General features: G+C 66.1%; 11 protein-coding genes. 1 reads left to right on the top strand and 10 read right to left on the bottom strand.

All coding sequences use genetic code 11. From position 1 onward, the window contains the following. Window positions 1-7 precede the first annotated feature (7 nt). From GHK24_RS11905 to GHK24_RS11950, 10 genes are all read right to left on the bottom strand, one after another. Entirely contained in the window at window positions 8-634 is a 627-nt protein-coding gene (locus tag GHK24_RS11905; RefSeq protein ID WP_153473107.1) for a DUF2802 domain-containing protein, read from the bottom strand. Between the two features lie 93 nt (window positions 635-727). Beyond that, window positions 728-1,240: a DUF4442 domain-containing protein gene (locus GHK24_RS11910; RefSeq protein WP_153473108.1), complete on the bottom strand. Its 513-nt coding sequence runs from the start codon at window positions 1,238-1,240 to the stop codon at window positions 728-730. Between the two features lie 49 nt (window positions 1,241-1,289). Beyond that, a complete protein-coding gene (locus tag GHK24_RS11915) occupies window positions 1,290-2,492 on the bottom strand; it encodes an acetyl-CoA C-acyltransferase (protein ID WP_153473109.1) in 1,203 nt (400 codons plus the stop codon). A 36-nt stretch (window positions 2,493-2,528) separates the two neighbouring features. Next, a complete protein-coding gene (locus GHK24_RS11920; protein WP_153473110.1) occupies window positions 2,529-4,940 on the bottom strand; it encodes a 3-hydroxyacyl-CoA dehydrogenase/enoyl-CoA hydratase family protein in 2,412 nt (803 codons plus the stop codon). 309 nt (window positions 4,941-5,249) lie between these two features. Then, window positions 5,250-6,533, bottom strand: a complete 1,284-nt coding sequence (locus GHK24_RS11925; RefSeq protein WP_228384685.1) for an OmpP1/FadL family transporter — start codon at window positions 6,531-6,533, stop codon at window positions 5,250-5,252. A gap of 165 nt (window positions 6,534-6,698) precedes the next feature. Next, window positions 6,699-7,097, bottom strand: coding sequence for an acyl-CoA thioesterase (locus tag GHK24_RS11930; RefSeq protein WP_153473112.1), 399 nt, complete (start codon window positions 7,095-7,097; stop codon window positions 6,699-6,701). Further along, complete coding sequence (locus tag GHK24_RS11935) at window positions 7,090-9,048, bottom strand: 3-hydroxyacyl-CoA dehydrogenase NAD-binding domain-containing protein (protein WP_153473113.1); 1,959 nt, start codon at window positions 9,046-9,048, stop codon at window positions 7,090-7,092. The genes GHK24_RS11930 and GHK24_RS11935 overlap by 8 nt, the downstream gene beginning before the upstream one ends. Continuing rightward, on the bottom strand, window positions 9,045-10,334 hold the full coding sequence (locus GHK24_RS11940) for an acetyl-CoA C-acetyltransferase (RefSeq protein WP_340666182.1): 1,290 nt from the start codon (window positions 10,332-10,334) through the stop codon (window positions 9,045-9,047). The genes GHK24_RS11935 and GHK24_RS11940 overlap by 4 nt, the downstream gene beginning before the upstream one ends. A 21-nt stretch (window positions 10,335-10,355) precedes the next feature. After that, window positions 10,356-12,713, bottom strand: coding sequence for an acyl-CoA dehydrogenase (locus GHK24_RS11945; RefSeq protein WP_153473114.1), 2,358 nt, complete (start codon window positions 12,711-12,713; stop codon window positions 10,356-10,358). Between the two features lie 20 nt (window positions 12,714-12,733). Further along, a complete protein-coding gene (locus GHK24_RS11950; RefSeq protein WP_153473115.1) occupies window positions 12,734-13,495 on the bottom strand; it encodes a TetR/AcrR family transcriptional regulator in 762 nt (253 codons plus the stop codon). A 412-nt stretch (window positions 13,496-13,907) separates the two neighbouring features. Between GHK24_RS11950 and GHK24_RS11955 the strand changes: the two genes are divergently transcribed. Further along, window positions 13,908-15,737, top strand: a complete 1,830-nt coding sequence (locus tag GHK24_RS11955) for an ABCB family ABC transporter ATP-binding protein/permease (RefSeq protein WP_153473116.1) — start codon at window positions 13,908-13,910, stop codon at window positions 15,735-15,737. Window positions 15,738-15,820 lie beyond the last annotated feature (83 nt).

A 15,820-nucleotide genomic window follows, 5' to 3' on the forward strand; every position in this document is an offset into this window, starting at 1 on the left:
CGACCGTTCACGGGGCTTCGTCGTGGTTGCGCGTCAAGGCGACAACCAACTCGGCCTCGGCGCGGGCGATACCGCAACGCCGCGCGATATCGAGCGCGTCGGCACCTTGCAGCGCCATTTGCATCGCTTCTCCGTAGAGCGGCGAAACATGCTGCGTCACACTCGCCTGCTCCATTTCGCGGCGCAATTCGTCGCGCAGGGCGGTAATGTCGTCTTGCAGGGTAATCCGCACGCGCGAGAGTTCGGCGTCGAGCAGACCGACCCGCTCCCGCAAGGCGGCGGTTTCGTTGCGCAGGCGCGCGGCTTCGCGCTCCAGCGCCTCGACGTCGCGGCGATCCGCCGGCTCCAGCGGCGGCGGCTCGTTCCAGGCGAAATCGGCAACACGTGTCGGCGCTGCGGGGGCTGGCTCTTCCTTCGCGGGCGGCGCCGGAGTGGCGAGGGATGGCTCCTCGGCAACAGCGGCGTAGGCGGCGAGCGCCGTGCCAGCCGCCGCGGGCGTCACGGGCGACGTCGCTGGCGCACGCTGCAATGCGCGCATGCGCAGAAAGACGAAGCCGACATAGACGGCCAGCAGCACGACCAGACCGACCAGTGCGTCGCGCCAAGACAGGGAAGCGAATACTTCCGGGTTCATCGTTCTTCCGCAGGGATGGTTGCGCCCTATTATCCTTGATCCGTCGCCGGACGGGGATGCCAGAAGAGCATGCCAGAAGCGAATTTCGCGCGTTTAGCGGGGCATTGGCGGGTTTTCGCCGGACGGCGGATGGCGCCGACCGATGTAGACCGTTTTGTCGATGCCCGCGTGCACGACGCCTTCAGCATCGCAGAAGTCGACATGGAAATGCCGGTCGCAGCGCCCCTCACGCGCGACGGTTTCGCGGACGACACGCAGGTCTTCGGGCGAAATGCGAAAGTCGGCGAACAAGGTGGTGCGGCCAGGGCGGCGGTAGCGGATCGACGCCGCCTTGTCCCAGACCACGTAGTCAGGCCCCAGATTGACGGCGAGGAGCAAGGCGAACAGAGGATCGGTCGCCGCGTACAGGCTCCCGCCGAAGGTCGTGCCGGCGCCGTTGCAGGTCCGCCAACCGAGAGGCAGGCGCACGCGCGCGCCCAACATATCCGGCGCCACGGCGACGACGCGCCCGCCCGTCGCCCGGTAGGCAGGGAAAAAGTTCAGCCCGAAACGAAAGAGTGCCGGCCGCCAGCGTGGCGGAATGCGGTTCCAGAAAGAGGGGATCATCAACGCGTCCGCCGGCTGGGGCAGGACACCCCGGCCGGCGGAATGGGCATCAGCGAATGGCTTCGAAGATGCCGGCGGCGCCCATGCCGGTACCGATGCACATGGTCACCATGCCGTAGCGCAGCTTTTCACGTTGCAGCGCATGCACCGTCGTCGCCGTGCGGATGGCGCCGGTGGCGCCGAGCGGGTGACCGAGCGCGATGGCGCCGCCGAGCGGGTTCACCTTCGCCGGATCGAGGCCGACCGTCCGGATGACCGCCAGCGCCTGCGCCGCGAAGGCCTCGTTGAGCTCGATCCAGTCGATGTCGGCGAGCGCGACACCGGCCTGCTTGAGCGCACGCGGAATCGCCTCGATCGGGCCGATGCCCATGATCTCGGGCGGCACGCCGGCGACCGAATAGCCGGCAAAGCGCGCCAGCGGCTTCAGGTTGAACTGCTTGAGGATCTTTTCGGAAACGACCAGAACGGCGCCCGATCCGTCGGACATCTGCGAGCTGTTGCCGGCCGTCACCGAACCGCGCGCGGCGAACACCGGCTTGAGCTTGGCAAGTTTTTCCAGGCTCGAATCCGGGCGCGGCCCTTCGTCGGTGTCGGCGACGAACTCGCTGACGCGCACCTGCCCGGTCTTCAGGTCGGGCAGATGGCTGACGACGGTGTAGGGCGAGATTTCGTCGCGGAACTTGCCGGCAGCGATGGCGGCGACCGCCTTCTGGTGCGAAGCGACGGCGAAGGCGTCCTGGTCTTCGCGCGACACCTGCCAGCGCTGCGCCACCTTCTCGGCGGTGATGCCCATGCCGAAGGCGATGGCGGTGTTTTCGTCCTTCTCGAAGATGGCCGGATTGATGGCGATCTTGTTGCCCATCATCTGGCTCATCAGGCTCATCGTTTCGGTGCCGGCGGCGATGATCGCGTCGGCTTCGCCGAGGCGGATGCGCGCCGCCGCGTCGGCGACGGCCTGCAGGCCGGACGAACAGAAGCGGTTGATAGTGATGCCGGGCACCGTGTTCGGCAGGCCGGCGAGCAGCACGCCGATGCGCGCGACGTTCATTCCCTGCTCGGCTTCCGGCATGGCGCAGCCGACGATGACGTCGTCGAGCAGCGCCGGATCGAAGCCCGGCGCCTGCGCGACGACCGACTTCAGCGCGTGCGCCAGCATGTCGTCGGGGCGGACGTTACCGAACATTCCCTTGCGCTTGCCGACCGGCAGACGCGTCGCGGCAACGATGTAGGCATCCTGAATCTGTTTGCTCATGGGGTTTTTCTCCTTGGCTATCCGTTCGGGTCAGCCTTAGTTGCGCAGGGGCTTGCCGGTTTCCAGCATGTGCACGATGCGCTGCTGGGTCTTCTCGTTCTTCAGCAGCGCGACGAACTGCTGGCGCTCGACGGTGAGCAACCACTGCTCGTCGACCAGGCTGCCACCCTCGACGTCGCCGCCGCACAGCGCCGTCGCTGCCGCCTTGGCGACGACGTAGTCGTGCGCCGAAACCATGCCGCCTTCCTTCATGTTGGCGAGCATCATCTCCAGCGTGGCGATTCCCGGCCGGCCGGCGACGCGCACCTTGCGCGGCGACAGTTTCGGCGCGTAACCGGCTTTGGCCAGCGCCCGCGCTTCGCGCAGCGCGACGTAGAGCAGTTCGTCGGCGTTGAACAGCAGCGTGTCGGTATCGAGAACGAAGCCGAGCTCGCGCGCCTGCGCCCCGCTCTTCGACACCTTGGCCATGGCGATGGTCTGGAACACCGGCGCGATGAAGTCGAAGGGATCGGCATTGGCCGTCTTCGGCGCCGCCGCCGCGGCGCGCAGCGCGAACTCCTTGCTGCCACCACCGGCCGGGATCAGGCCGACGCCGGCCTCGACCAGACCGATGTACGACTCGAGCGCAACGACACGGCGCGCGCAGTGCATCAGGAACTCGCAACCACCGCCGAGCGCCATTCCCTGCACCGCGGCGACGACCGGCACCTTGGCGTACTTGAGCGACATCGACGCATCCTGGAAGGCCGCAACGTAGGTCTCGAGCAGATCGAACTGACCGGCAGCGACGCTCTCGGCGACTTCCTTGAGATTGGCGCCGACGGCAAACGGCGCGTCGTGCCACAGCACCAGCCCCTTGAGGTTGGCTTCGGCGTAGGCGACCGCCTGCTGCAGACCTTCGATCACGTCGCGGCCGAGCGCGTGCATCTTGCTGCGGAAGGAGACGATGCCGATCTCAGCGTCGACCGACGGCAGGCGCCACAGGCGCAGGCCGGCATTCTCGAACAACGTTTCGCCGGCGTGCGTGAACGGCAGCGCCGGTTCGCCAAAGACGCGCTCGGGGAAGAGCTGGCGCTGGTAGACCGGCAAGGTCGAACGCGGACGCAGCGTGTTGGCCGAGGCGGAGTATGAACCCTCGGCGGCATGCACGCCGGGTTTGTCACCACTCCGGCCGGCCACCCAGGCCGGCAGCGGCGCTGCCGTCAAGGCGCGACCGGCAGCGATGTCTTCGGCGACGGCATCGGCGATCGCCTGCCAGCCGGCGGCCTGCCAGGTTTCGAACGGACCCTGCGCCCAGCCGAAGCCCCAGCGCATGGCGAAGTCGACATCGCGCGCGTTGTCGGCGATGTCGGCGAGGTGGAAGGCACAGTAGTGGAAGACGTCGCGGAAGATCGCCCACAGGAACTGCGCCTGCGGATGTTCGCAGGCACGCAGCGCGGCAAACTTCTCGGCCGGGTTCTTGATCTTGAGGATGGCGAACACTTCCGGCGCCACTGCCTTGTCGGCGGGCAGCGCGTCGCGGTAATCCTGCGCGGCAAGGTCGAGCACCTTGATTGCCTTGCCGTCCTTGCGGAAGATGCCGCAGCGCGTCTTCTGGCCGAGCGCCCCCTTGCCGATCAGCGCCGTCAGCCACACCGGCGGCGCGTAGTAAGCGGCCCACGGATCGTTCGGCAGCGTGTCCTGCATCGTCTTGATGACGTGCGCCATGGTGTCGAGACCGACCACGTCGGCGGTACGGTAAGTGGCGCTCTTCGGCCGGCCGATCAGCGGACCGGTCAGCGCGTCGACCTCGTCGAAACCGAGGCCCAGGCGCTGCGTGTGGTGCATCGCCGCCAGCATGGAGAAGACGCCGACACGGTTGGCGACGAAATTTGGCGTGTCGAGCGCGCGCACCACGCCCTTGCCGAGACGCGACACCAACCAGGATTCGAGGTCGTCAAGCAGCGACGGCGCGGTGTCGCGCGTGGCGATCAGCTCGACCAGCCGCATGTAGCGTGGCGGGTTGAAGAAGTGGATGCCGCAGAAGCGCGGGCGCAGCGACTCGGGCAGCGCTTCGGCGAGACGGTTGATCGACAAGCCCGAGGTGTTCGAGGCGATGATCGCGTCGGGCGCGACGAAGGGCGCGATCTTGCGGTAGAGATCGTCCTTCCACTCCATCTTCTCGGCGATGGCCTCGATGATCAGGTCACAGCCGCGCAGTTGTTCGAGGTGCTGGTCGTAGTTGGCGGCGTCGATGTAGAGGACGCGATCCGAGGTCGCCAATGGCGACGGCTCGAGCTTCTTCAGACCGTCGATGGCTTTCTTGACGATGCCGTTGAGGTCGCCTTCCTTGGCCGCCAAATCGAAAAGCACGACCGGCGTTTCGGCATTGGCCAGATGCGCCGCAATCTGCGCGCCCATGACACCGGCGCCCAGCACTGCGGCCTTGCGTACGATGAAATTGCTCAAGCTGTCCTCCTGATGGTCGATTTCACGCCACGCACCGACTGGGCTCTTTCCAAAGCACGCCCGCGCCAATTAAGGCGGCGCTACGCGACAAGGCACGCACACGGAAAGGTCGGGACGGTGGAACGTTTAGGCCGGGAACGACCCGGAACGGGGATACAAACGGGGATACAGAAACAAGGGGCAAAACAGTTAAACGAACGTTTGAATTCTAGTGCGAACTGTCAGCACGTCAAGCGATAAAACAGGAACGGCGGCGAAAAAAACGCCCCGGCAATGCGGGGCGTTTTCTCTGGAAAGGCGAGCGAATAATCAGAACGCCAGCGAGTACTGCGCACCAACGATCCAGCAGCTGTCCGCATACGTTCCGTCGACCAGACCACGGTAGGGAGAAGCCAACGTACCTTGATTATTGCTGATCTTCGCGTCCTTGACGTAAAGATAGGCCAAGCCGGCATCAAGGGCGGAAGCCTTATCCAGTTTCCACTGCACACCGGTCGAGAACCAGAGCCGATTATTGTCAGGCAAGGATACGAGTCGCGTCGACGCGCCCTTCACCGGCGACTGATCGTAGGCAATGCCGAACTTGAACTTCAGCGCGTCCGTGTATTTGTAATTCGCGCCGAGCGCGACACGCCAGGTGTTCCGGAACTCGGTATCGAGGGTCTGGATCGGCGTTGCAGAACCCGTCGAAGAGTTCATGATGTCGATCTTCGGAATCTTGGCCCATCCGGTCCAGCTCACATCGCCCAGCATGTCCCAACGATCACTGAGGTTTTGCGCGACGCTGAGAATGAAGGTGTCGGGCAGCTTTACTTCTGTTTTGGCATTGCTCGAACGTGCAGCATTGAAAGTCGCGCTCGGACCATCAACGGAAACAGTACCTTCTGCCGTGTATTTGATGGCCGAACGATAGGAAACCCCAACTTTTGTCGCAGGGGAGAGGGTGAACAACGCCCCGACATTCCAGCCCCACGCATCATCCTTGAGTTTGAGCGTAACGTTCGAGCTTGACAGCGGAACACCGACTTGGGCGGTGGTGTAAATACCTGCCAAACGCTTGTACTCAACATCCAGCTTCTGCCAGTTCAGCCCCCCGCCGATGGATACCGTTTCATTGACGCGAAAAGCCACGGACGGGTTGATGTTCATCGTCTTGACATCGAACTTGGTCGATTGCGCCGCCCCCTGCCAAGGGGACTTATATTCGGTCATCAGGCCAAACGGTGCGCCGATACCCAAACCAAGGTAGAGGTCCTTGTTCAGCGCCCACGACAAATAACCATTCGGCAGAGCGGCCCAACTTCCCGCATCGCCCCCGTTACCTGTGTTTTGGAAAGCACCAACGTTAGACGAGCCGCTGTCGGTGAAGGTAAAACTCGGCTTTACCATGGCGATACCGCCAGACACCTCGCGATCCTGCAACTGCGTCATGCCCGCCGGGTTGTAAAAGATCGTCGACGCGTTTTCCGCCACCGCCGCCGAACCGGCAAACGCATTACCGATTCCACTCGCGTTCTGCTCGATCAGCTGAAAGCCCGACGCCGACGCGTAGCCGGAACACAGGGCGAGGACAGCGACCGAAATCGCTTTCATGGGGGTTCCTCTCTTCATCACATCTCTCTCCTTTTGCGTGCGCTGTTTTAGTGGTTTTGACTACGGGGGGAACTGCGGAGTGTTGCGGGATATTGCCTAGTGTTGCCGTTTGTTGCAATTTCGCTACGGCGATTTTATCGGCAGCCGGCGGCCGCGCAAGCGTTTTTATTCTTCCGGCGGCAACAGGCGCTTAGCCCCCTGTTGGTCCAGCGCAACATAGGTCAGCGTCGCCTCGGTCACCTTCACCGTCAGGGGATTCGCAGGATGCCGCTCGGCGTAAACCTCGACGTTAACGGTGACCGAACTGCGGCCGCTGGCGACCACTTCGGCATAGAAGCTGACGATATCGCCCATCGATACCGGCTGTTTGAAGAGAAAGGAATTCACCGCCACGGTCGCCACGCGACCGCGGGCGCGCTTGGCGGCGATGGCGGCGCCGGCGACGTCCACCTGCGCCATGATCCAGCCGCCGAAGACATCGCCATGGTGGTTAAGATCGGCTGGCAGCGGCATGACGCGCAACGCCGGTTGACGGTCAGGAAGGGCTACGGGGATTTCAGGCATGCGAATTTTTCCGGTAGTTGAGCGGCCCGCCGGTGAACGGAGCAAAGCCGGTACCGAAGATCACTCCGGCATCGGCCAGCTCGGCATCGGCGACGATGCCGGAATCTACCAGTTCTTGCGCGCGCACGAGGAGAGGCTCGACCAGACGCTGCGCCAAACCTTGCGGAACGGCCCCCGGCGTCGCCTTCACCGCCTTGCCGTCACGCCAGGTGTAGAAGCCACTGCCGCTCTTGCGACCGAGACGGCCGCCAGCAACGCGTTCGGCGAGGCACGCCGGCGGTTCGGCGACGTCGCTGACGAGGCTGCGTCCGGCGGCGAGCGCGATGTCGAGACCGACGGTGTCGGCCAGTTCGATCGGCCCCATTGGCATGCCGAAGGCGAGCATCGCCTCGTCGAGGGTTTCCGGCGACAAGCCCTCGTCGACGCAGCGCATCGCCGCCTGCAAATAGGGAGCGAGAACGGCGTTGACCAGGAAACCCGGCGCGCTCTTCACCGGCAGCGGCAGGCGATCGATCTGGCGCACGAAGGCGGCGGCACGCGCCAACATCGCCGGATCGGCGCCCTCGGCGGCCACCACCTCGACCAGCGGCATCTTCGCCACCGGGTTGAAGAAGTGGATGCCGACCAGCCGCTCGGGGCGTGCCAGCACGTCGCGCAGGTCTTCGAGGCGCAGGCTCGAGGTGTTGGTGGCGAGCACCGCGTCGGGGCGCATCTGCGCATCGAGGCGACGGAACAGCTCGCGCTTGACCTCGACGTTCTCGACGATGGCTTCGATGACGACGTCGGCGCGCGCCGCGCCGCAACCGTCGACGTCGGGAATCAGTCGATCGGCGGCGGCGCGCTGCAGCAGCGGGTCGCGCAGGCGGCGCTTGAACAGCGTGTGCGCGCGCTGGATCGCCGGAGCGATGCGTGCAATGTCCTGGTCGGCGAGCGTCACCGTCAGCCCGCGCAGCGCGCACCAGGCGGCGATGTCGCCCCCCATGACACCGGCGCCGATGACATGCACGTGTTTCGCCGCGGCGACGCCGTCGACCTTGCCGAAACTCTTCAGCCGCTCCTGCAGGTGATAGACGCGAACGAGGTTGCGCGCCGTCGGTGAGCGCACGATACCGTCGATCAGCTCCGGCGCAGCGAGCGCATCGCCGTCGTGGCGCGCCCACAGGTCGATGATCGCGTACGGCGCCGGGTAGTGCTCGGGACGCGCGCGCGCGGCGACCTTCTTCTTCGCCTGAGAAGCAACGACGCTGCGCAGCGGCCCCGACAGCAGGCGGGTGACGAAAGGCAGCGGCTTGCGCGGCTGGCCGGAAACGACCAGCTGGCGCGCCGCCTCGGCCATCACGCGCGGCGGCACGCAGGCGTCGGCCAGCCCGATCTTGTAGGCGCGGCGCGCGTCGACAGTCTTGCCGGCGAGCATCAGGTCGAGCGCCACCGGCCCGCCGACGCGCTGCGGCAGGCGGCGCATGCCGCCCCAGCCGGGGAAGATGCCGAGCATCACCTCGGGCAGGCCGAGGCGAGTGCCGGGTTCGTCAACGACGAGCAGGTAGCGGCAGGCGAGCGCCAGTTCGAGGCCGCCGCCGAGGCAGTGACCGCGCACCAGCGCCAGCGTCGGGTAGCGCACCGCCGCCAGCCGGTTGAACAGCTGCCAGCCGCGCGCGACCAGCGCCTGCGCGTCCTCGGCGCTGGCCAGCGCGCCGAACTCGTCTATGTCGGCACCGGCGATGAAACCCGCGTCCTTGCCGGAGCGAATGATCAGCCCTTTCGGCGGCGCCGCGTCGAGCGTATCGAGCACTTGCGCCAGTTCGCCGAGCACGGCGGCCGACAGCGCGTTGGCCGAGGCGCCGGCACGGTCGAGCGTGGCGGTGGCGAGACCGTCGGCCGTGCGTTCGAGACGCCAGTGGGTGAAGGCCGCGGCGGCGTCCACCGGTGCGAGGGAATGAGGAGTCAGGTTCATGCGCAGGTCTCCACCAGCATGGCGCCGCCTTGCCCGCCGCCGATGCAGATGCTGGCAATGCCGCGGCCGCCGCCTTGGGCCTTAAGCGCGTGCACGAGATGCAGGACGATGCGCGCGCCCGAGGCGCCGACCGGGTGGCCGAGCGCGATGGCGCCGCCATCGACATTGAGGCGCGAGTCGTCGAGCCGGCCGAGCGCGCCGGGCAAGCCCAGCTGCTCGCGGCAATAGTCGTCGGATTCCCACGCCGCCAGACAGGCGAGCACCTGCGCGGCGAAGGCTTCATTGATTTCCCAGCGGTCGATATCGGCCAGCGACAGGCCGTGCCGCTGCAGGATCGGCGTCGCCGCATGAACAGGCCCGAGGCCCATCTGCGCCGGGTCGAGGCCCGCCCACTGACTGTCGGTGATCTTGGCCAGCGGCTTGAGATTCCAGCGCGCCACTGCTTCGGCCGAGGCCAGCACCAGCCACGCCGCACCGTCGGTGATCTGCGAGCTGTTGCCGGCGGTGATGCGGCCGTACTTGCGGTCGAAGAAGGGCTTCAGCGTGCCGAGCTTGTCGGCGTTGGAGTCGGCGCGCACGCCGTCGTCGTCGGCGTAGACCTTCCCCGCAGCGTCGATCAGCGGCACGATTTCCTTGAGCCGGCCAGACTGCTGCGCGGCGATGGTGCGCTGGTGACTGCGCACCGAAAACTCGTCCATCTGCCGGCGCGACAGGTCGAACTTCCACGCCAGGTTTTCCGCCGTCTGCCCCATCATCAGGCCGACCACCGGATCGGTCAGGCCCTTCACGATGCCGATGATCGGCGCGAACATCGCCTTCAGCGGCAGCTTCGCAAACATCTGCGCGCGCGCTGCGGGCGTCTTGGCCGTCGACAGCGCACCGAACCAGCGCACCATCGCTGGCGGGTAGAGCAAGGGCGCGTGCGACAGGGCATCGACGCCGCCGGCCAGCACCAGTTGCGAACGGCCGCACTGCAGGTTGGCGATGGCCGAGTCGATCGCCTGCATGCCCGAGGCGCAGTTGCGCATCACCGTCCAGCCGGGAACGCGCTGGCCGCAGCCCATGCGCAGGGCAACGACGCGGCCGATGTTCACCTCGTCCGGCGAGGGGCTGGCGCAGCCGAGGATGACCTCGTCGAGGTCTGTCGGCGCGAACGGCTGGCGCAGCAGCAGGGCACGGCCGGCCTGCACCGCGAGGTCGCTGGCGGCGAACGGCCCCGGCGCATTGCGCGCCTTGAGGAAAGGCGTACGCGCGCCGTCGACGATGTAGATGGGTTCACGAGCCACGGATCACGATCCTCCGCGGGTTCAGGCCGCCGCGCGCCGCAGCGGCGCAGGCGCGGGGGAGGTTTGACGGGCGTGACCGAAGGCCATGTCGAAATCGTCCACATGAACGACGACATCGCGCAGCGCGTCGCGCCGGCGCAGGAGGGCGTGCTCGGCCGGCGTCACCAGCCCGGCGGCGAAGGCGGCTTCGGCCAGATCGCGCACGTTGGCCTGCGGATTGTCGTGCAGCGCACCGTTCTTCATCGCCGTGCGGATCTTGGCGTCGATCGGTTCGGCGTCGATGGTGGCGATCAGCGCCGCTTCGAGCGTGCCGACCGGCTCGTGCTCGTTCTGCGGGAGGTGCACCAGTGCCGTCAGGCGGTCACGCGTTGCCGAAGGCTCGATCATCGCCTTGGCGATGTCGCGGCCGAGGCGGTCCGCCGGCGCCGCGCAGGCCGCGCCGAACGGGAAGAGGACGCGACGCAGCAGATTCGGCAGTGCCCGGCCAGGGAAGTTGGCGAGAACACCGTCGAAGGCCTGCTGCGCGCGAAACAGGGAATCCTGAACCGCCCAGTGCATGAACGCCGCATCGCTTGCCGGTCGGCCCTCGTCCTCGTAGCGCTTCAACGCCGCCGAGGCGAGGTAGAGCATGGCGAGGATGTCGCCAAGACGGGCAGACAGCTTCTCGCGGCGCTTCAGCGCGCCGCCGAGCGTGAGCATCGAGACGTCGGCGAGGAAGGCGAAGGCGGCCGAGAAGCGCGACAACTGCTGGTAGTAGCGGCGGGTTTCCGGTGCTGCGCCGGCGGGGGCGGCGAGCGTGCGCGCGCCGCTCAGCCCGGCGACGAAGGCGCGCACGCCGTTGCGTACGACGAAGGCGACGTGCGCCGAGATGGCGCGGTCGAAATCGACGAGGCCGCGCGCGACATCCGGGTTCTTCGCCGCCTGCATTTCGTGCAGCACGAACGGATGGCAGCGGATCGCGCCCTGACCGAAGAGGATCAGGCTGCGCGTGAGGATGTTGGCGCCCTCGACGGTGATGCCGATCGGCACCTGCTGGTAGGCGCGGCCGAGGAAGTTGGACGGGCCGAGGCAGATGCCCTTGCCGCCGATGACGTCCATGCCGTCATTGACGACCTGACGTGCGCGCTCGGTGACGTGGTACTTGGCGATCGCCGACACCACCGACGGCTTCTCGCCGAGGTCGATGGCACCTGCGGTCATGCGGCGCACGGCGTCGTTGAGCCAGGTGTTGCCGCCGATGCGGCCGAGCGCTTCCTCGACGCCTTCGAAGCGGCCGATCGCCATCTTGAACTGGCTGCGCACGCGGGCGTAGGCGCCGACGGTGCGCGCCGTCACCTGCGCCATGCCGGTGTTCGACGACGGCAGCGAGATCGAGCGGCCGGCGGCGAGGCACTCCATCAGCATACGCCAGCCATGGCCGGCCATCGCCTGGCCGCCGATGATGAAGTCGAGCGGCATGAAGACGTCGCGGCCGCGCGTCGGGCCGTTCATGAACATCGCGTTCAAGGGGAACAGGCGGCGGCGTGTCTCGACGCCCGGCGTGTCCCACGGCACCAGCGCGCAGGTGATGCCGATGTGCTTCTTGTCGCCGAGCAGGCCGTCCGGATCATAGAGATGGAAAGCCAGTCCAAGGATGGTGCACACCGGGCCGAGCGTGATGTAGCGCTTGTCCCAGGTAACGCGCATGCCGACCACTTCCTTGCCTTGCCACATGCCCTTGCAGACAATGCCAACGTCGGGAATCGACGCCGCATCGGAGCCGGCCCACGGGCTGGTCAGCGCGAACGCCGGGATTTCAATACCTTTGGCCAGGCGCGGCAGGTAGTGGTTCTTCTGTTCCTCGGTACCGTAGTGCAGCAGTAGTTCGGCCGGGCCGAGCGAGTTCGGCACCATCACCGACACCGCCAGCGCCGAACTGCGCGTCGACAGGCGCGTCACCACCTGCGAGTGGGCGAAGGCCGAAAACTCGAGGCCACCGTAGCGCTTGGGGATGATCATGCCAAGGAAGCCCTTGTCCTTGATGTACTGCCAGGCTTCCTGCGTCATGTCGTAATCCTCGTGCGAGACCTTCCAGTCGTCGACGAGGCGACAGGCTTCGTTGCACTCGTTGTCGAGGAAAGACTGCTCCTCGGGCGTCAGCTTCGGCGCCGGATAGGCGTGCAGCTTCGACCAGTCGGGCTTGCCGCGGAACAGCTCACCTTCCCACCAGACGGTGCCGGCCTCGAGCGCTTCGCGCTCGGTGTCGGACATGGTCGGCAGCACCTTGCGGTAAATGCGGAAGACGCGGCCGGTGATCAGCGCGCGCCGCACGCCGGGCGTGGCGAGGACGAGTACAGCGAGGGCGACGAGCGCCAAAACGAAGGTGAGGATCGCAGACATGGCGGTTCTCCGAACTGGGTTCAGGCGTGTGAAGGGGTGACGCGGGATGACGCGCCCGACGGCGCGTCGCAGGAGTCGCCGGAGGCAGCCGACGACGAAGACAGGGAAGCCAGCGGCGCCGGCAATGGCGCACGCAGGCCGGCAAGCAGAAACGGCATGACCCGCGCCGACAGACGACGGGCGGCGGCGGGATCGGTCGCCATGGCGTCACCGGGCTCGTAGCCGGTGACGATCTCGAGCACGTCGGTTCCGGCGAGCGCGTACGACATCGAGCCGAGCATGAAATGAAAGCGCCAGAGGATTTCCTCCTGCGGCACATCCGGCAGGGCGCGAAACAGCGCGTGCTTGTAACGCTCAACGACTTCCGCGTATTCCCCGGCGAAAAAGGTGCGAATGAAATCGGCCGGCTCGGTCAGCGTCCGCCCGAGCAGGCGCAGGAAGACCATGCCGCCGAGCGCCGGATCTTCACCCATGCGCAGCAGCGTGCCGAAAAACGCTTCCAGCACTTGCGACGGCTTCAGCGGCGCGCCTGCCGCCGCCGCTTCAAGGGCGTCGAGCAGGACGATGCGCTCGCGGTTCAGCCACAGCAGACGGCGGCGGAAGACCTCGCGCATCAGGGCTTCCTTGGAACCGAAGTGGTAATTGACCGCCGCCAGATTGACCTCGGCCTCGCTGGTGATCATGCGCATCGACGTTCCCTCGTAGCCGTTGGCCATGAAGAGGCGCTCGGCGACGTCGAGAATGCGATCATGAGTATCGGGGCAGTGTTTCTGGTCGGGCATGGCGAGCAATCGGCAAAAACGGGGACGGCGAAAACAGTGGAGGAACTGGAGCGGCGCATTCGTGGAGTCGCGTATTCGCGTATGCACGGACTCGCCGATTCGCGGGAGCTAGGGCGTGCGCGGCGAAACCACGATGTTGCGTGGCTGCGCACGCGCAAATCAAACGTTCGTTTGAATCCTAAGGACTCGTCTGTCGAATGGCAAGCGTTTTTTCGCAACCTGCCGTCGCCTCGCTTCTACCCCCTGCTTCTAACGCCTCGCTTCTCACACCGGCGTCACCTCCCGCTTCGCCAATCCGCAACAGCCGCGTATGGTGGCCCGGCCGGCAAATACCGACACGCGCCGAGCTTGAGCTTTTAGCGAGCCCGCCCGCATACTCGGAAATTCAGTCCTGATCGCCTCCGCCCGCGCCATGCGCCACTCGTCTTCGCCCCGTCCACCTCGCCCGCCCGGCGCGCCACAGCCACCGACCCAGATGTGGCAAACGCTGCGCGCCCTCGGGCCGTATCTCTGGACGTACAAGGGGCGCGTGCTGCTCGCCCTCGCCTGTCTGGTCGCCGCCAAGCTCGCCAACGTGGCGGTACCGCTCGTCTTCAAGGAGATGATCGACGGCCTCTCAGCGGCACCGCAGGCGCTGGTCCTGCCGGCACTGCTACTTGCGCTCTACGGCAGCCTGCGTTTTTCGACCTCGCTGTTTACCGAACTGCGCGAAATCCTCTTCGCCCGCGTCACGCAGCGCGCGGTGCGGCGCATTGCGCTGGAGGTATTCCGGCATTTGCACTCGCTCTCCCTGCGCTTCCATCTGGAGCGGCAGACCGGCGGCGTATCGCGCGACATTGAGCGCGGCACGCGCGCCATCGCCAGCCTGATCAGCTACACGCTGTATTCGATCCTGCCGACGCTGGTCGAAATCGGTCTGGTGCTGAGCATTCTTTTCGTCAAATACGATGTCGATTTCGTCATCATCACGGTGATCTCGCTAGCGGCGTATATCGTCTTCACGGTGCAGGTCAGCAACTGGCGCATGGATATCCGGCGACGCGTCAACGACACCGACTCGGAAGCCAACACGCGCGCCGTCGACAGCCTGCTCAACTACGAGACGGTGAAGTATTTCAACAACGAAGACTTCGAAGCCCGCCGCTACGACGCGCAACTGCAACGCTGGGAAGAAGCGGCGACGAAAAGCCAGGTGTCGCTCTCCTGGCTCAATATCGGCCAGCAACTGATCATCGCCGCCGGGGTGACGGCGATGATGTGGCGCGCCGCCAGCGGTGTGGTCGACGGACGCATGTCGATCGGCGATCTGGTGCTGGTCAACGCCTTCCTCATCCAGCTCTACGTGCCGCTTAATTTCCTCGGCGTCGTCTACCGCGAAATCCGGCAGGCGCTGGCCGACATTGAGCGCATGTTCAAGCTGCTCGCCGTCCACCGCGAAATTGCCAACCGCGCCGACGCGGTCGACGTGCCGGGCGGCCCGGTCGAGCTGCGTTTCGAGGGGGTGAATTTCGACTACGAACCGCGCCGGCGCATTCTCGCAGACGTCAGCTTCGTCGTCCCGGCGGGACGCACCCTCGCCGTCGTCGGCCACTCCGGCGCAGGCAAATCGACGCTGGCGCGGCTGCTCTTCCGCTTCTACGACGTCACCGACGGCGCCATCCGGCTCAATGGCATCGACCTGCGCCAACTGCGCCAGGAAAGCCTGCGCGCGGCGGTGGGTATCGTGCCGCAAGACACCGTGCTGTTTAACGACAGCATCTTCTACAACATTCAGTATGGCCGCCCGGAGGCCTCGCGTGAGCAAGTACTCGCGGCGGCCGACGCCGCCCAACTGACAGCTTTCATCGCCAGCCTGCCGGACGGCTTCGACACCCGCGTCGGCGAACGCGGCCTCAAGCTCTCCGGCGGCGAGAAGCAACGCGTCGCCATCGCCCGCGCCTTGCTCAAGAATCCACCGGTACTTGTCTTCGACGAAGCCACCTCGGCCCTCGACTCGCGCACCGAAAAAGCCATTCAGGCCAGTCTCGACGACGCCGCGCGGGGCCGCACGACGCTGATCATCGCGCACCGCCTGTCGACGATCATGAACGCCGACGAGATCCTCGTCCTCGACGCCGGTCGCATTGTCGAACGCGGCACACACAGCGAGCTGCTCGACGCCAACGGCCGCTACGCCAGCATGTGGGCCTTGCAACAGGAGGAAGCACGCAGCGAAGACGCGCTGCCCGCGGCGGACATCTAGCCCGCCACGCCGTCACGCAGCGCGGGAATCTTTGTCATTTGTCATACTCACAGCAGACAACGCCGACGAACGCCCGTCGGTGC

This window comes from Rhodocyclus gracilis (assembly GCF_009617575.1).
Classification (GTDB): domain Bacteria; phylum Pseudomonadota; class Gammaproteobacteria; order Burkholderiales; family Rhodocyclaceae; genus Rhodocyclus; species Rhodocyclus gracilis.